Raw genomic sequence first — 17,271 nt, forward strand, 5'->3', positions numbered from 1 at the left:
GAGGGAAGGACTGCAGAGTCCTGATAGAATGGAAAAGAATTGGTATGTTGTTCATACGTATTCCGGTTATGAAAACAAAGTAAAAGCAAACCTTGAAAAACGTGTGGAATCAATGGGAATGCAGGATAAAATTTTCCGCGTTGTCGTCCCTGAAGAAGAAGAGACTGATATTAAGAACGGCAAGAAAAAAGTAGTCAAAAAGAAAGTGTTCCCGGGTTATGTGCTTGTTGAAATCGTCATGACTGATGATTCCTGGTATGTGGTCCGCAACACGCCGGGCGTTACCGGATTCGTCGGATCAGCCGGTTCAGGCTCAAAGCCGACTCCGCTTCTTCCTGGCGAAGCGGAAACCATCTTAAAACGCATGGGCATGGATGAGCGGAAAACCGACATTGATTTTGAATTGAATGAGACAGTCAAAGTCATAGACGGACCTTTCGCCAACTTTACAGGATCAATTGAAGAGATTGATTATGATAAGAGCAAAGTGAAAGTATTCGTTAACATGTTCGGCCGTGAAACGCCGGTTGAACTGGAATTTACCCAGATCGACAAATTGTAATGTGAAAAAACTTGAAATTGCTATATATTAATGATAATATAGCAAAGGTACGTCTTGGACTAATCCAAGGCAGCTAGCTTGATATTTCGTCATTCATATAAAGAATGAAACCTTGAGTGGGAGGGTTTACCCTATTACCACATCACGGACTTAAGGAGGTGTGTCTCGTGGCTAAAAAAGTAGTAAAAGTTGTAAAATTGCAAATTCCTGCTGGAAAAGCTAACCCAGCGCCGCCAGTTGGACCTGCACTAGGTCAAGCCGGTGTAAATATCATGGGATTCTGTAAGGAGTTTAACGCTCGTACAGCTGACCAAGCTGGTTTAATCATTCCTGTTGAAATTTCGGTTTACGAAGACCGTTCATTTACATTTATTACAAAAACTCCGCCTGCTGCAGTATTGCTTAAAAAAGCAGCTGGAATTGAGTCTGGTTCTGGTGAACCAAACCGTAATAAAGTGGCAACCGTTAAGCGCGATAAGGTTCGCGAAATCGCTGAAACGAAAATGCCTGACTTAAACGCAGCAGACGTTGAAGCGGCAATGCGCATGGTTGAAGGTACTGCCCGCAGTATGGGTATCGTTATCGAGGATTAATTTGTTTCTTGTCGGGTTGCGAGTTTTCACAAGTTCGCAACCCTTATTCGTGGGAGGTTATTCCGCTATAACCACATAAGGAGGAAATTTTAAAATGGCTAAAAAAGGTAAAAAGTACGTTGAAGCTGCGAAGCTTGTAGACCGTGCGAAAGCTTACGACGTCGCTGAAGCAGTGGCGCTTACTAAAAAAACAAACACAGCTAAATTCGACGCTACAGTTGAAGTTGCTTTTCGTTTAGGGGTTGACCCTCGTAAAAACGATCAGCAAATCCGCGGTGCAGTTGTACTTCCTAACGGAACTGGTAAAACTCAGCGCGTGCTTGTATTCGCTAAGGGCGAAAAAGCAAAAGAAGCTGAAGCTGCCGGTGCAGACTACGTCGGCGATTCTGATTACATCGCGAAAATCCAGCAAGGCTGGTTCGAATTCGATGTAATCGTTGCGACTCCTGACATGATGGGTGAAGTCGGTAAAATCGGCCGTGTGCTTGGACCAAAAGGTCTTATGCCAAACCCTAAAACAGGAACTGTTACATTCGAAGTAGAAAAAGCAATCGGCGAAATCAAAGCTGGTAAAGTAGAATACCGCGTTGACAAAGCTGGTAACATCCATGTTCCGATCGGAAAAGTTTCTTTCGAGGATGAAAAACTTGTTGAGAACTTCACAACAATGTATGATACAATCCTGAAAGCAAAACCGGCTGCGGCTAAAGGTGTTTACGTGAAAAACGTTGCCGTTACTTCTACTATGGGCCCTGGTGTCAAAGTAGACGCTTCTACTTTCAACGTAAAATAATATTTGACTTTAGATCAGCATTCTGATATGATTCAAAATGTTGTAAAATATAATATGTCATTTATACCGTAGACAGCAGGGGCCGTTAAGGCTTAATATCCTGCCGAGGTGTATATATATCACAGCTATTACGTTACGTATGCTTGTATATACAGCCTCCATGTCCACATGGAGGCTTTTTATATGAAATCGTCGTCACAGTCGTGATCACCTAGCGGTATAAGTGTTACACAAAATCTACAGGAGGTGTAACCATGAGCAGCGCAATTGATACAAAAAAAGTTGTTGTTGAAGAGATTGCTTCTAAACTGAAAGAAAGCAAATCAACGATCATCGTTGACTACCGCGGACTTAACGTTTCTGAAGTAACTGAACTCCGTAAACAGCTTCGCGAAGCTAACGTAGAGTTCAAAGTGTACAAAAACACAATGACTCGCCGTGCGGTTGAACAAGCTGAACTTGATGGTTTGAATGATGTCTTAACTGGACCGAATGCGATCGCATTCAGTACTGAAGATGTTATCGCTCCGGCAAAAGTTCTTAACGAGTTCGCGAAAAATCACGAAGCTCTGGAAATCAAAGCGGGCGTTATCGAAGGAAAAGTATCTTCTGTTGAAGAAGTGAAAGCTCTTGCTGAACTTCCTTCACGCGATGGCTTACTTTCTATGTTGCTTAGCGTACTTCAAGCTCCAGTTCGCAACCTTGCACTTGCAGCTAAAGCAGTTGCAGACCAAAAGGAAGAACAAGGCGCTTAATCTGATTTTACCCTAAAATAAAACAAATGGAGGAATTTCAAATGGCTTTAAATATCGAAGAAATCATTGCTTCCGTTAAAGAAGCAACTGTACTTGAATTGAACGACCTAGTAAAAGCAATCGAAGAAGAATTTGGCGTAACTGCTGCTGCTCCTGTAGCTGTAGCTGGCGGAGCTGCTGCTGGCGGCGCTGCTGAAGAGCAAAGCGAATTCGACCTTATCCTTGCTGGTGCAGGTTCTCAGAAAATCAAAGTTATCAAAGTTGTTCGTGAAATCACTGGTCTTGGCTTGAAAGAAGCTAAAGAACTTGTTGACAACACTCCAAAACCACTTAAAGAAGGTATTGCGAAAGAAGAAGCTGAAGAGCTTAAAGCTAAACTTGAAGAAGTTGGCGCTTCTGTAGAAGTTAAGTAATCTTCACTTGCCTGTAGGGGAAGCTCGCTTTTATGAGGCGGGCTTTTTCTTTGCTTTTCTTTAAGTGCCATTAAAAAAGGAGGTTCTAATAATGAGTGAACACTATTATTCAGAAAAACCTTCAGTTAAAAGCGATAAACAGACATGGTCATTTACACTGCGGAACAGATCTTATACATTCACAAGTGACAGCGGCGTTTTCTCGAAAAAGGAAGTTGATTTCGGTTCGCGTGTCTTAATTGAAGCGTTTGAAGAGCCGGAGATCGACGGTGACTTCCTGGATGCAGGCTGCGGTTACGGCCCGATCGGTCTGTCGCTCGCCGGTGCATTTACAGACCGGACCGTGCACATGATTGACGTGAATGAAAGAGCCGTAGAGCTGTCAAATGAAAATGCAGAAAAAAACGGAATAAAAAACGTTCGGATTTATCAGAGTGATTTATTTTCAAATATTGATTCTGCTCAAACATTTGCTTCTATTTTTACAAACCCCCCAATCCGCGCCGGAAAAAAAGTTGTCCATGCCATTTTTGAAAAAAGCGCTGAGCATTTAAGGGCTTCAGGTGAATTGTGGATCGTTATACAGAAAAAACAGGGCGGGCCTTCTGCCATTGAAAAACTGAAGGAGCTTTTTGACGAAGTTTCTGTGGTTCAAAAAAAGAAAGGCTATTATATCATAAAAGCAAAAAAAGTTTGACTTGAATTTTCAGCTATGTTAATATTGTAAAATGCCAATGTATATATTTTGCATGATATGCTGAAATAATCATAGTGCATGTATAAATTATACAAACATGGAAATGCTAATAAAATCGGTATTTGTTTTTGGATGTGGTTTTCTTAATTAGAAACCCTTTTTTCTTTTGTCTTGTAAAAGTATTTCTTTATCGTAAGAGATGCTTATTACACATATAATACGCATGATTTGAGGGGTGAATCAGTTGACAGGTCAACTAGTTCAGTATGGACGACACCGCCAGCGCAGAAGCTATGCTCGCATTAGCGAAGTGTTAGAATTACCAAATCTCATTGAAATTCAAACCTCTTCTTATCAGTGGTTTCTTGATGAGGGTCTTAGAGAGATGTTTCAAGACATATCACCAATTGAGGATTTCACTGGTAACCTCTCTCTAGAGTTCATTGACTACAGTTTAGGAGATCCTAAGTATCCCGTTGAAGAGTCAAAAGAACGTGATGTGACTTACTCAGCTCCGCTGAGAGTGAAGGTTCGTTTAATTAACAAAGAAACTGGAGAGGTAAAAGACCAGGATGTCTTCATGGGTGATTTCCCTATTATGACAGATACCGGTACTTTTATCATCAACGGTGCAGAACGTGTTATCGTATCTCAGCTTGTTCGGTCTCCAAGTGTATATTTCAGTGGTAAAGTAGACAAAAACGGTAAAAAAGGTTTTACCGCGACTGTCATTCCAAACCGTGGCGCATGGTTAGAATACGAAACTGATGCGAAAGATGTTGTGTATGTCCGCATTGATCGCACACGTAAGTTGCCGGTTACGGTTCTTTTGCGTGCTCTCGGCTTCGGTTCCGACCAAGAGATTCTCGATCTCATTGGTGAGAACGAATATCTCCGCAATACACTGGATAAGGACAACACTGAAAACAGTGACAAAGCGCTTCTTGAAATCTATGAGCGCCTTCGTCCCGGAGAGCCGCCTACAGTAGAAAACGCAAAAAGCTTGCTGGATTCCCGTTTCTTCGATCCGAAGCGATACGACCTTGCGAATGTAGGACGCTATAAAATTAATAAAAAGCTTCATATCAAGAACCGCCTGTTTAACCAGCGCCTTGCAGAAACACTGGTGGATCCGGAAACCGGTGAAATTCTCGCTGAAAAAGGGCAGATTCTTGACAGAAGAACACTTGATAAAGTACTGCCATACTTAGAAAATGGAATCGGCTTCAGAAAACTTTATCCTAATGGCGGCGTTGTCGAGGATGAAGTGATGCTTCAATCCATTAAAATCTATGCTCCTACCGATGCAGAAGGAGAGCAGACGATCAATGTGATCGGCAATGCTTACATCGAAGAAGCGATTAAAAACATTACGCCTGCTGATATTATTTCTTCTATCAGCTACTTCTTCAACCTCCTGCACGGAGTGGGCGACACTGATGATATCGACCATCTCGGAAACCGCCGTCTGCGTTCTGTAGGTGAGCTCCTGCAAAACCAATTCCGTATCGGTTTAAGCCGGATGGAACGTGTCGTACGTGAAAGAATGTCTATTCAAGACACGAATACAATTACGCCGCAGCAACTGATTAACATCAGACCTGTTATTGCGTCTATTAAAGAGTTCTTCGGAAGCTCACAGCTTTCTCAATTCATGGATCAGACGAACCCGCTTGCTGAATTGACGCACAAACGCCGTCTGTCAGCTCTCGGACCGGGCGGTTTGACACGTGAGCGCGCAGGTATGGAAGTACGTGACGTTCACTACTCTCACTATGGCCGTATGTGTCCGATTGAAACGCCTGAGGGCCCGAACATTGGTTTGATCAACTCATTGTCATCATTTGCGAAAGTAAACCGCTTTGGTTTCATTGAGACGCCATACCGCCGCGTTGATCCTGAAACAGGAAAAGTAACGCCTAGAATCGACTACCTGACTGCTGATGAAGAAGATAACTATGTCGTAGCCCAAGCGAATGCCAAGCTGAGCGATGACGGTTCTTTCTTGGATGACAGCATCGTAGCGCGTTTCAGAGGGGAAAACACCGTTGTAGCCCGCAACCGCGTGGATTACATGGACGTATCTCCTAAACAGGTTGTATCTGCTGCGACAGCATGTATTCCGTTCTTGGAAAACGATGACTCGAACCGCGCCCTCATGGGAGCGAACATGCAGCGTCAGGCTGTGCCTTTGATGCAGCCGGAAGCTCCGATCGTCGGAACGGGTATGGAATACGTATCCGGTAAAGACTCCGGTGCAGCCGTTATTTGTAAACACCCTGGTATCGTTGAACGGGTGGAAGCGAAAAACGTATGGGTGCGCCGCTATGAAGAAATTGACGGCCAAAAAGTAAAAGGCAACCTGGATAAGTACAGCTTGCTGAAATTTGTCCGCTCCAACCAAGGTACGTGCTACAACCAGCGTCCGATCGTCAGTGTCGGCGATGAAGTAGTCAAAGGAGAAATCCTTGCTGACGGACCTTCAATGGAGCTTGGTGAACTTGCTCTCGGCCGCAACGTAATGGTCGGCTTCATGACATGGGATGGTTACAACTATGAGGATGCCATCATCATGAGTGAACGCCTTGTGAAAGATGATGTATACACATCTATTCACATTGAAGAATATGAATCAGAAGCACGTGATACAAAGCTTGGGCCTGAAGAGATCACCCGCGATATTCCAAACGTAGGGGAAGACGCGCTTCGCAATCTTGATGACCGTGGAATTATCCGTATCGGTGCGGAAGTCAACGACGGAGACCTTCTCGTAGGTAAAGTAACGCCTAAAGGTGTAACTGAGCTTACGGCTGAAGAACGCCTTCTGCATGCGATCTTTGGAGAAAAAGCGCGTGAAGTCCGTGATACTTCTCTCCGTGTGCCTCACGGCGGCGGCGGAATTATCCACGACGTAAAAGTCTTCAACCGTGAAGACGGCGACGAACTTCCTCCGGGAGTGAACCAGCTTGTACGCGTATATATCGTTCAGAAACGTAAGATTTCTGAAGGTGATAAAATGGCCGGACGTCACGGAAACAAAGGGGTTATCTCGAAGATTCTTCCTGAAGAAGATATGCCTTACCTTCCTGACGGCACGCCGATCGATATCATGCTTAACCCGCTGGGTGTACCATCACGTATGAATATCGGTCAGGTATTAGAACTTCACATGGGTATGGCTGCCCGCTATCTCGGCATTCACATCGCGTCACCTGTATTTGACGGCGCGCGTGAAGAAGATGTGTGGGAAACACTTGAAGAAGCAGGCATGTCAAGAGACGCTAAAACAGTTCTTTATGACGGCCGTACGGGAGAACCGTTTGACAACCGTGTATCTGTCGGAATCATGTACATGATCAAACTGGCGCACATGGTTGATGATAAACTTCATGCCCGTTCTACAGGTCCTTACTCACTTGTTACGCAGCAGCCTCTCGGCGGTAAAGCCCAATTCGGCGGACAGCGTTTCGGTGAGATGGAGGTTTGGGCGCTTGAAGCTTACGGCGCAGCTTACACGCTTCAAGAAATCCTGACTGTGAAGTCCGATGACGTGGTCGGACGTGTGAAAACATATGAAGCCATCGTCAAAGGCGACAATGTTCCAGAGCCTGGTGTTCCGGAATCATTCAAAGTATTGATCAAAGAGCTTCAAAGCTTAGGTATGGACGTGAAAATCCTTTCAGGCGATGAAGAAGAAATAGAAATGAGAGATCTAGAAGACGAGGAAGATGCGAAACAAGCTGACGGCCTTGCATTATCAGGTGATGAAGCGCCGGAAGAAACAGCATCTCCAGACGTTGAACGTGACGCAGTAACGAAAGAATAGTCTCTGATTGATAAAGGCAAGTGACATCGGTTAATCCGAAGATAAAAAGGGAGGTAGGCCCCTTGCTAGATGTGAACAATTTTGAGTATATGAACATCGGTCTTGCTTCACCGGATAAAATCCGTTCATGGTCTTTTGGTGAAGTGAAAAAGCCTGAAACGATAAACTATCGTACATTGAAACCTGAAAAGGACGGCCTGTTCTGCGAACGCATTTTCGGACCGACTAAGGACTGGGAATGTCATTGCGGCAAGTACAAGCGGGTTCGTTATAAAGGCGTAGTTTGTGACCGTTGCGGAGTTGAAGTAACGCGGGCTAAAGTCCGTCGTGAGAGAATGGGGCATATTGAACTGGCTGCCCCGGTTTCTCACATTTGGTATTTCAAAGGTATTCCGAGCCGTATGGGTCTTGTATTGGATATGTCACCGCGTGCGCTGGAAGAAGTTATTTACTTTGCTTCTTACGTCGTAACTGACCCGGCCAATACACCGCTCGAAAAGAAACAGCTTTTATCTGAAAAGGAATACCGTGCGTATCTGGATAAGTACGGAAACAAATTCCAAGCCTCTATGGGTGCGGAAGCCATTAATAAACTTCTGCAGGACATCGACCTTGTCAAAGAAGTTGATATGTTAAAAGAAGAGCTGAAGACTTCTCAGGGACAGCGCCGTACACGTGCGATCAAACGCCTTGAAGTGCTTGAAGCCTTCCGTAATTCAGGAAACAAGCCGTCTTGGATGATCCTCGACGTGCTTCCGGTTATTCCGCCTGAATTAAGACCGATGGTTCAGCTTGACGGCGGACGTTTCGCAACGTCTGACCTGAACGACCTTTACCGTCGTGTCATCAACCGTAATAACCGTTTAAAACGTCTGTTAGACCTCGGCGCGCCAAGCATCATCGTTCAGAACGAAAAACGTATGCTTCAGGAAGCAGTCGATGCTCTGATTGACAACGGACGCCGCGGCCGTCCGGTTACCGGACCGGGTAACCGTCCGCTTAAATCTCTTTCTCACATGCTGAAAGGGAAACAAGGGCGTTTCCGTCAGAACCTTCTCGGTAAACGTGTAGACTACTCAGGACGTTCCGTTATCGTCGTAGGTCCGCATCTGAAAATGTATCAGTGCGGTTTGCCGAAGGAAATGGCGCTTGAGCTCTTCAAGCCTTTCGTCATGAAAGAGCTTGTTGAAAAAGGCCTTGCTCACAATATCAAGAGCGCAAAACGCAAAATCGAACGCGTGCAGCCTGAAGTATGGGATGTACTTGAATCTGTCATTAAGGAGCATCCGGTCTTACTGAACCGTGCCCCTACTCTTCACAGATTAGGTATCCAGGCTTTCGAACCGACGCTTGTTGAAGGACGCGCCATCCGTCTTCACCCGTTAGTATGTACAGCTTATAACGCTGACTTTGACGGTGACCAAATGGCGGTTCACGTACCTTTATCAGCTGAGGCTCAAGCTGAGGCGCGCATTCTGATGCTTGCGGCCCAAAACATCTTGAACCCTAAAGATGGTAAACCGGTTGTTACGCCGTCTCAGGATATGGTATTAGGAAACTACTACCTGACGCTTGAGCGCGCAGGAGCAGTCGGCGAGGGTATGGTTTTCAAAAATACGGACGAAGCGCTTCTTGCTTATCAAAACGGTTATGTTCACCTTCATACGAGAGTAGCTGTTGCAGCGAACTCCCTTAAGAATGTGACATTTACTGAAGAACAGCGTTCAAAATTGTTAATTACAACTGTCGGTAAGCTCGTCTTCAATGAAATTCTTCCGGAATCATTCCCTTACATGAATGAACCAACGAAGAGCAACATTGAAGAGAAGACACCTGACCGTTTCTTCTTAGATAAAGGTGCTGACGTAAAAGCTGTGATTGCTGAGCAGCCGATCAACGCACCGTTTAAAAAAGGCATTCTCGGTAAAATCATCGCGGAAATCTTTAAACGATTCCATATCACGGAAACGTCTAAAATGCTTGACCGCATGAAAAACCTCGGTTTCAGATATTCAACGAAAGCCGGCATCACAGTAGGGGTATCTGATATCGTCGTTCTCGATGATAAACAGGAAATCCTTGAAGAAGCACAAAGCAAAGTTGATAATGTCCTGAAACAGTTCAGACGCGGTTTAATCACCGAAGAAGAACGTTATGAAAGAGTCATTTCAATTTGGAGTTCAGCGAAAGATGTTATCCAAGGCAAACTGATGAAATCATTAGACGAAGTCAACCCGATCTACATGATGAGTGACTCAGGAGCCCGTGGTAACGCATCTAACTTTACACAGCTTGCGGGTATGCGCGGTCTGATGGCCAACCCGGCTGGACGAATCATTGAATTGCCGATTAAATCAAGTTTCCGTGAAGGTCTGACAGTATTGGAGTACTTTATCTCCACTCACGGTGCGCGTAAAGGTCTTGCCGATACCGCCCTGAAAACAGCTGACTCAGGTTACCTTACACGCCGTCTTGTTGATGTTGCGCAGGATGTTATCATTCGTGAAACAGATTGCGGAACAGACCGCGGTATTCTTGCAAAACCGCTCAAAGAAGGCACGGAAATCATCGAGCGTCTGGAAGAGCGTCTGATCGGACGTTTCGCCAGAAAACAGATCAAACATCCTGAAACGGGTGCTGTGCTCATTAACGAAAATGAATTGATCGATGAAGATAAAGCGCTGGAAATCGTTGAAGCCGGAATCGAAGAAGTGTGGATCCGTTCCGCGTTCACATGTAACACTCCTCATGGTGTATGTAAACGATGCTACGGACGTAACCTTGCAACCGGAACTGATGTTGAAGTCGGCGAAGCAGTAGGTATTATCGCCGCTCAATCTATCGGTGAGCCTGGAACACAGTTAACAATGCGTACGTTCCACACAGGCGGGGTTGCCGGAGACGATATCACACAAGGTCTTCCGCGTATCCAAGAGCTTTTCGAAGCGCGTAATCCGAAAGGCCAAGCGACGATTTCTGAGATTGACGGTACAATTGCCGAAATCAATGAAGTCCGCGACAAACAGCAGGAGATTGTTGTTCAGGGCGCTGTTGAGACACGTTCATACACGGCACCTTACAACTCACGCCTGAAAGTGGCTGAGGGTGATCAGATTACCCGCGGTCAAGTGCTGACAGAAGGTTCTATCGATCCGAAAGAACTTCTTAAAGTCACTGACCTGACAACGGTTCAGGAATATCTTCTGCATGAGGTTCAGAAGGTTTACCGTATGCAGGGGGTTGAAATCGGCGATAAACACGTAGAAGTAATGGTTCGCCAGATGCTTCGCAAAGTCCGTGTGATCGATGCCGGAGATACTGATGTTCTCCCTGGCACATTGCTTGATATTCACCAATTCACAGAAGCGAACAAAAAAGTGCTGCTTGAAGGCAATCGACCTGCTACAGGCCGCCCTGTCCTTCTCGGTATCACAAAAGCTTCACTCGAGACGGATTCATTCTTGTCTGCCGCATCATTCCAAGAAACAACACGTGTTCTTACAGATGCTGCGATTAAAGGCAAGCGCGATGAACTTCTCGGCTTGAAAGAGAATGTTATCATCGGTAAACTGGTTCCGGCCGGTACCGGTATGATGAATTACAGAAAAGTAAAACCTGTTTCAAACGTTCAGCCTTCGGAAGATATGGTTCCGGCTGAATAATAGAAACTGCTGCAGGAAAGGCTGTTTCGACAGCTTTTCCTCAGTATTACAATTATTCTGGCGGGGGACTGCACTAAAAAATGTCATACGTTGTTGACATCCGTCCCGCAGAGTGATAATATAACCAAGGTGCTCGAAATAAAACCTGTTACTTTGGAGGATATGTTTATGTCTTATGATAAAGTATCACAGGCCAAATCAATTATTATTGGTACGAAGCAAACAGTGAAAGCTCTAAAACGAGGTTCAGTGAAGGAAGTCGTCGTGGCAAAAGACGCGGATTCAGTTCTTACGGCTGGCGTTATCCAGCTTGCAAAGAACCAAAATACCGCTGTCTGTATGGTGGATTCCATGAAAAAGCTCGGCAAAGCCTGCGGAATTGAAGTGGGAGCAGCAGCTGTTGCCATTATGTTATAGCGTACTTTTTGTTTTTATATAAGATATCATTCTTGTGTAAAGACATTGTTTTTTGCCTAATGATGAACCACCTGGGTATGTGGGTTATAAAACGTAATGAAGGGAGGAACACAACATGCCTACAATTAATCAGCTAATTCGCAAGGGACGCGTGAGTAAAGTTGAAAACTCTAAGTCACCTGCACTAAACAAAGGATACAACAGCTTTAAAAAAGAGCACACTAACGTATCTTCTCCACAAAAACGCGGGGTATGTACTCGTGTGGGTACAATGACACCGAAAAAACCGAACTCAGCACTTCGTAAATATGCTCGTGTTCGTTTGACTAACGGAATCGAGGTTACTGCCTACATTCCTGGTATCGGTCACAACCTGCAAGAGCACAGCGTTGTACTGATCCGCGGCGGACGTGTAAAAGACTTACCGGGGGTACGCTACCACATCGTTCGTGGCGCGCTTGATACTGCCGGAGTTGAAAACCGTGCGCAAGGCCGTTCTAAATACGGTACGAAACGTCCTAAAGCAAAGTAATCAAATAAATCATTAAAACTATGAAGGGAGGATATTCAGATGCCACGTAAAGGTCCTGTAGCAAAAAGAGATGTTTTACCTGATCCGCTTTACAACTCTAAGCTGGTATCCCGCCTGATCAACAAAATGATGATCGACGGTAAAAAAGGTAAATCTCAAACAATCCTATACAAGTCATTCGATATCATTAAAGAACGCACTGGCAATGATGCAATGGAGGTTTTCGAACAAGCATTGAAAAACATCATGCCTGTACTTGAAGTAAAAGCACGCCGTGTAGGTGGAGCTAACTACCAAGTGCCTGTAGAAGTTCGTCCTGAACGCCGTACAACTCTTGGTCTTCGCTGGTTGGTTAACTATGCGCGTCTTCGCGGAGAAAAAACAATGGAAGAGCGCCTGGCTAACGAAATTCTTGATGCAGCTAACAACACTGGTGCTGCCGTTAAGAAACGTGAAGACACTCACAAGATGGCAGAAGCGAACAAAGCATTTGCACACTACCGCTGGTAGGATTCATATAATCAAAATAATAATTCCCTAATAAGGAAGGAGAAATTACCCAATGGCAAGAGAGTTCTCCTTAGAAAAAACTCGTAATATCGGGATCATGGCTCACATCGATGCCGGTAAAACGACTACTACAGAACGGATCTTGTTCTACACAGGCCGTATCCACAAAATTGGCGAAACTCACGAAGGTGCTTCGCAAATGGACTGGATGGAGCAGGAACAAGAACGCGGTATCACAATCACTTCTGCAGCAACGACTGCACAGTGGAAAGGTTACCGTGTAAACATCATCGATACACCGGGACACGTAGACTTCACAGTTGAAGTTGAACGTTCACTCCGTGTACTTGATGGTGCGGTTGCCGTACTTGATGCTCAATCAGGTGTTGAGCCTCAGACAGAAACAGTATGGCGCCAAGCAACAACTTACGGAGTACCGCGTGTTGTATTTGTCAACAAAATGGACAAAATCGGCGCAGACTTCCTTTACTCTGTAGGCACTTTAAGAGACCGTCTTCAAGCTAACGCTCACGCAATTCAATTGCCGATCGGCGCTGAAGACAACTTCGAAGGTATCATCGACTTAGTAGAAAACGTTGCGTATTTCTACGAAGATGACCTTGGAACTCGTTCAGATGCGAAAGAAATCCCTGAAGAGTACAAAGAACAAGCTGAAGAGCTTCGCAGCAGCCTGATTGAAGCTGTAGCTGAGCTTGATGAAGAGCTTATGGAAAAGTACCTTGAAGGTGAAGAAATCACTATCCCTGAACTGAAAGCTGCTATCCGTAAAGGTACACTGAATGTTGAATTCTACCCTGTACTTGTTGGTTCTGCTTTCAAAAACAAAGGTGTTCAGCTTGTACTTGATGCTGTTCTTGACTACCTTCCTGCGCCAACTGATGTTGCTGCAATCAAAGGTGTACGTCCTGATACAGATGAAGAGATCGTTCGTCATTCTTCTGATGAAGAGCCATTCTCTGCACTTGCATTTAAAGTTATGACTGACCCTTATGTCGGTAAGCTGACATTCTTCCGCGTATATTCCGGTACACTTGATTCCGGTTCATATGTAAAGAACTCTACAAAAGGCAAGCGTGAGCGCGTAGGACGTATCCTTCAAATGCACGCTAACAGCCGTGAAGAGATCTCTACTGTTTACGCTGGAGACATCGCAGCTGCTGTAGGTCTAAAAGATACTTCTACTGGAGATACTCTATGTGATGAGAAGGATCTTGTAATCCTTGAATCAATGGAATTCCCAGAGCCTGTTATCGACGTAGCGATTGAGCCTAAATCAAAAGCTGACCAAGATAAAATGGGTATCGCTTTAGCGAAACTTGCTGAAGAAGATCCTACATTCCGTACACAAACAAACCCTGAAACGGGTCAAACAATCATCTCTGGTATGGGTGAGCTTCACCTTGATATCATTGTTGATCGTATGAAGCGTGAGTTCAAAGTTGAAGCTAACGTTGGTGCTCCTCAAGTTGCGTACCGTGAGACATTCCGTACCGGTGCAAAAGTTGAAGGTAAATTCGTACGTCAATCAGGCGGACGCGGTCAGTTCGGTCACGTTTGGATCGAATTTGAACCGAACGAAGAAGGCGCTGGCTTTGAATTCGAAAACGCAATCGTCGGTGGTGTTGTTCCTCGTGAATACATCCCAGCCGTACAAGCAGGTCTTGAAGACTCTCTTGAAAATGGTGTCCTAGCCGGATTCCCGCTAATCGACATCAAGGCGAAACTTTTTGATGGATCTTACCATGATGTTGACTCAAACGAAATGGCGTTTAAAGTCGCTGCTTCTATGGCATTGAAAAATGCAGTCAGCAAATGTAACCCAGTTCTTCTTGAACCAATCATGAAAGTTGAAGTTGTTATTCCTGAAGAATACATGGGAGACATCATGGGTGATGTTACTTCTCGTCGCGGACGCGTAGAAGGTATGGAAGCTCGCGGTAACGCTCAAGTTGTGCGTGCGATGGTACCTCTTGCTGAAATGTTCGGTTACGCTACTGCCCTTCGTTCTAACACGCAAGGACGCGGTACGTTCACAATGTTCATGGATCACTACGAAGAAGTGCCGAAGAGCATCGCTGAAGAAATTATCAAAAAAAATAAAGGCGAATAATTGATTTTGCCACTTAACTCAAGTATAACTACTATTGTAAGATGAGGAAGTGAGAGCTTGCTTTCACTTTCTATCACTCTATACATTACTAATTAAAAGCTCTTAAGGAGGATTTTAGAATGGCTAAAGAAAAATTCGACCGTTCCAAATCACATGCCAATATCGGTACAATTGGACACGTTGACCATGGTAAAACAACATTAACTGCTGCTATCTCAACAGTACTTCATAAGAAATCTGGTAAAGGTACAGCTATGGCGTACGATCAAATTGATGGTGCTCCAGAAGAACGTGAGCGCGGTATCACAATCTCTACTGCACACGTTGAGTACGAAACTGACACTCGTCACTATGCACACGTTGACTGCCCAGGACACGCTGACTATGTTAAAAACATGATCACTGGTGCTGCGCAAATGGACGGAGCTATCCTTGTAGTATCTGCTGCTGATGGCCCAATGCCACAAACTCGTGAGCACATCCTTCTTTCTAAAAACGTTGGTGTACCATACATCGTAGTATTCCTTAACAAATGCGACATGGTAGACGACGAAGAGCTTCTTGAGCTTGTTGAAATGGAAGTTCGCGATCTTCTTAGCGAATACGACTTCCCTGGTGATGATGTACCAGTTGTTAAAGGTTCTGCTCTTAAAGCTCTTGAAGGTGACGCTGAGTACGAAGAAAAAATTCTTGAACTTATGGCTGCAGTTGATGAGTACATCCCAACTCCAGAACGCGACACTGACAAACCATTCATGATGCCAGTTGAGGACGTATTCTCAATCACTGGTCGTGGTACAGTTGCTACTGGCCGTGTAGAACGCGGACAAGTTAAAGTCGGTGACGAAGTTGAAATCATCGGTCTTCAAGAAGAAAACAGCAAAACAACTGTTACAGGTGTTGAAATGTTCCGTAAGCTTCTTGACTACGCTGAAGCTGGAGACAACATCGGTGCACTTCTTCGCGGTGTAGCTCGTGAAGATATCCAACGTGGACAAGTACTTGCTAAACCAGGTACAATCACTCCACACAGCAAATTCAAAGCTGAAGTTTACGTTCTTTCTAAAGAAGAGGGTGGACGTCATACTCCATTCTTCTCTAACTACCGTCCTCAGTTCTACTTCCGTACAACTGACGTAACTGGTATCATCAATCTTCCAGAAGGCGTAGAAATGGTTATGCCTGGAGATAACACTGAAATGATCGTTGAACTTATCTCTACAATCGCTATCGAAGAAGGAACTCGTTTCTCTATTCGTGAAGGCGGACGTACAGTTGGTTCAGGCGTTGTTTCTACAATCACTGAGTAATCGACTCGTTCATTAATGCGGGGTCCCTTATGGGGCCTCGTTTTTTTGTTTCCCCGCTGATTCCATGTATAATAGAACGTATACAAATTTTAGGAGCAGACCGATGGACGATAACTTCAAGAAAACCAATCGTATTTCAATGCTTCAGCAATTGCTGATTAATGGCAGTGAACAAACCGTTATGATTAATGGTGATGACAGGAGTAATCCGCTGCTTTTGTTTTTGCACGGCGGTCCCGGCACGCCTCAAATCGGCTATGCGAGAAAATACCAGAATAAGCTGGAAAAGCATTTCACCGTTGTGAACTGGGATCAGAGAGGGGCGGGTCTCTCTTATTCAAAGGAAATTCCGGGTTCATCTATGACTTTGGATCAGCTGACAGCCGATACCATTCATTTGACCGAACGCTTATGCAAGCAATTCAGCAGGCAAAAAATATATATCGCCGGCTATTCGTGGGGGTCAGTTCTGGCGCTTGATGTTCTTCAAGAGAGACCTGATTTGTATTATGCGTATATCGGTATCAGTCAGGTGGTTAATATTCAAAAGGAAGAAATGGAAGCTTACCGGCTGATGATGGAATGGAGCAGGCAACGCAAACATTTCCTGCTGGAAAAGACGCTGCGCTTTATCGGAGCGCCTCCATGGGAGAAACAGTTGCAGCGATCGTTATTTCTGCTTTGTATCGAGATGAGGGGAGGGGGCTTTACCCATCATCCGATCGGTGCTCTTAAAGCAGGGGGGCGAATGCTGTTTGGTGAACCGTACGGTGTGAGAGGGAGCTTCTTAGCCGCGCGGGGACAAATGTTCAGCCTGAAACACCTGTGGGAGGATCTCATTTTCTTTGATGCCGGGGAATCAGTTTCTTCTATTATAATACCGTGCTGTTTTATGTCAGGGAGATACGATTTGACGGTCCCGGGGACGACGTCTTATGAATATTATCAGAAGGTTGATGCGCCGTATAAAGAATGGCATTGGTTTGAGAACTCAGCCCATTCGCCTCACTTGGAAGAGCCGGATCGCTTTGCCGAAGTTGTCAGCCGGTTCGCATCGTTCCATCTCTGAA

Annotated in this window: 14 protein-coding genes and 1 other annotated feature; all 14 genes read left to right on the forward strand. The window is 44.9% G+C overall.

Going from position 1 to position 17,271, the window contains the following annotated elements:
• Positions 1–28: 28 nt before the first annotated feature.
• The gene (gene nusG / locus JNUCC22_RS00655) at positions 29–562 is read left to right on the forward strand and encodes a transcription termination/antitermination protein NusG (protein ID WP_003156423.1); all 534 of its coding nucleotides are present in this window, start codon (positions 29–31) and stop codon (positions 560–562) included.
• Between the two features lie 167 nt (positions 563–729).
• Positions 730–1,155 (forward strand): 50S ribosomal protein L11, encoded by a 426-nt coding sequence (gene rplK, locus JNUCC22_RS00660; RefSeq protein ID WP_003156430.1) that lies wholly within the window; start codon positions 730–732, stop codon positions 1,153–1,155.
• Between the two features lie 94 nt (positions 1,156–1,249).
• The gene (gene rplA / locus JNUCC22_RS00665) at positions 1,250–1,948 is read left to right on the forward strand and encodes a 50S ribosomal protein L1 (RefSeq protein ID WP_003156431.1); all 699 of its coding nucleotides are present in this window, start codon (positions 1,250–1,252) and stop codon (positions 1,946–1,948) included.
• Between the two features lie 48 nt (positions 1,949–1,996).
• Positions 1,997–2,139, forward strand: a sequence feature (ribosomal protein L10 leader region).
• A 63-nt stretch (positions 2,140–2,202) separates the two neighbouring features.
• Positions 2,203–2,703 carry a 50S ribosomal protein L10 gene (gene rplJ / locus JNUCC22_RS00670; protein ID WP_007410396.1) on the forward strand — a complete coding sequence of 167 codons (501 nt, stop codon included), beginning with the start codon at positions 2,203–2,205 and terminating at the stop codon, positions 2,701–2,703.
• A gap of 41 nt (positions 2,704–2,744) precedes the next feature.
• Positions 2,745–3,116 carry a 50S ribosomal protein L7/L12 gene (gene rplL / locus JNUCC22_RS00675; protein WP_003156436.1) on the forward strand — a complete coding sequence of 124 codons (372 nt, stop codon included), beginning with the start codon at positions 2,745–2,747 and terminating at the stop codon, positions 3,114–3,116.
• 91 nt (positions 3,117–3,207) lie between these two features.
• Complete coding sequence (locus tag JNUCC22_RS00680; protein WP_029325705.1) at positions 3,208–3,813, forward strand: class I SAM-dependent methyltransferase; 606 nt, start codon at positions 3,208–3,210, stop codon at positions 3,811–3,813.
• A gap of 244 nt (positions 3,814–4,057) precedes the next feature.
• On the forward strand, positions 4,058–7,639 hold the full coding sequence (gene rpoB / locus JNUCC22_RS00685; RefSeq protein WP_003156440.1) for a DNA-directed RNA polymerase subunit beta: 3,582 nt from the start codon (positions 4,058–4,060) through the stop codon (positions 7,637–7,639).
• Between the two features lie 62 nt (positions 7,640–7,701).
• Positions 7,702–11,301 carry a DNA-directed RNA polymerase subunit beta' gene (gene rpoC, locus JNUCC22_RS00690; protein WP_007410398.1) on the forward strand — a complete coding sequence of 1,200 codons (3,600 nt, stop codon included), beginning with the start codon at positions 7,702–7,704 and terminating at the stop codon, positions 11,299–11,301.
• A 168-nt stretch (positions 11,302–11,469) separates the two neighbouring features.
• A complete protein-coding gene (locus JNUCC22_RS00695) occupies positions 11,470–11,718 on the forward strand; it encodes a 50S ribosomal protein L7ae-like protein (RefSeq protein WP_003156443.1) in 249 nt (82 codons plus the stop codon).
• Positions 11,719–11,833: 115 nt separating this feature from the next.
• Positions 11,834–12,250 (forward strand): 30S ribosomal protein S12, encoded by a 417-nt coding sequence (rpsL, locus tag JNUCC22_RS00700; protein ID WP_003156445.1) that lies wholly within the window; start codon positions 11,834–11,836, stop codon positions 12,248–12,250.
• A gap of 39 nt (positions 12,251–12,289) precedes the next feature.
• On the forward strand, positions 12,290–12,760 hold the full coding sequence (gene rpsG / locus JNUCC22_RS00705; RefSeq protein ID WP_003156447.1) for a 30S ribosomal protein S7: 471 nt from the start codon (positions 12,290–12,292) through the stop codon (positions 12,758–12,760).
• Positions 12,761–12,812: 52 nt separating this feature from the next.
• Positions 12,813–14,891, forward strand: coding sequence for an elongation factor G (gene fusA, locus JNUCC22_RS00710; RefSeq protein ID WP_007410399.1), 2,079 nt, complete (start codon positions 12,813–12,815; stop codon positions 14,889–14,891).
• A 119-nt stretch (positions 14,892–15,010) separates the two neighbouring features.
• Complete coding sequence (gene tuf / locus JNUCC22_RS00715; protein ID WP_007410400.1) at positions 15,011–16,201, forward strand: elongation factor Tu; 1,191 nt, start codon at positions 15,011–15,013, stop codon at positions 16,199–16,201.
• A gap of 103 nt (positions 16,202–16,304) precedes the next feature.
• Positions 16,305–17,270, forward strand: coding sequence for an alpha/beta fold hydrolase (locus tag JNUCC22_RS00720; protein ID WP_007615238.1), 966 nt, complete (start codon positions 16,305–16,307; stop codon positions 17,268–17,270).
• Position 17,271: the final 1 nt, after the last annotated feature.

Origin of the sequence: Bacillus sp. JNUCC-22, assembly GCF_018861275.1 — a bacterium.
Taxonomy (GTDB): Bacteria; Bacillota; Bacilli; order Bacillales; family Bacillaceae; genus Bacillus; species Bacillus velezensis.

What these genes read in the sequence shown, in the direction of transcription:
- nusG (WP_003156423.1), top strand. Translation starts at nt 29, where the DNA reads ATGGAAAAGAATTGGTATGTTGTTCATACGTATTCCGGTTATGAAAAC.
- rplA (WP_003156431.1), top strand. Translation starts at nt 1,250, where the DNA reads ATGGCTAAAAAAGGTAAAAAGTACGTTGAAGCTGCGAAGCTTGTAGAC.
- rplJ (WP_007410396.1), top strand. Translation starts at nt 2,203, where the DNA reads ATGAGCAGCGCAATTGATACAAAAAAAGTTGTTGTTGAAGAGATTGCT.
- rplL (WP_003156436.1), top strand. Translation starts at nt 2,745, where the DNA reads ATGGCTTTAAATATCGAAGAAATCATTGCTTCCGTTAAAGAAGCAACT.
- JNUCC22_RS00680 (WP_029325705.1), top strand. Translation starts at nt 3,208, where the DNA reads ATGAGTGAACACTATTATTCAGAAAAACCTTCAGTTAAAAGCGATAAA.
- JNUCC22_RS00695 (WP_003156443.1), top strand. Translation starts at nt 11,470, where the DNA reads ATGTCTTATGATAAAGTATCACAGGCCAAATCAATTATTATTGGTACG.
- rpsL (WP_003156445.1), top strand. Translation starts at nt 11,834, where the DNA reads ATGCCTACAATTAATCAGCTAATTCGCAAGGGACGCGTGAGTAAAGTT.
- rpsG (WP_003156447.1), top strand. Translation starts at nt 12,290, where the DNA reads ATGCCACGTAAAGGTCCTGTAGCAAAAAGAGATGTTTTACCTGATCCG.
- fusA (WP_007410399.1), top strand. Translation starts at nt 12,813, where the DNA reads ATGGCAAGAGAGTTCTCCTTAGAAAAAACTCGTAATATCGGGATCATG.
- tuf (WP_007410400.1), top strand. Translation starts at nt 15,011, where the DNA reads ATGGCTAAAGAAAAATTCGACCGTTCCAAATCACATGCCAATATCGGT.
- JNUCC22_RS00720 (WP_007615238.1), top strand. Translation starts at nt 16,305, where the DNA reads ATGGACGATAACTTCAAGAAAACCAATCGTATTTCAATGCTTCAGCAA.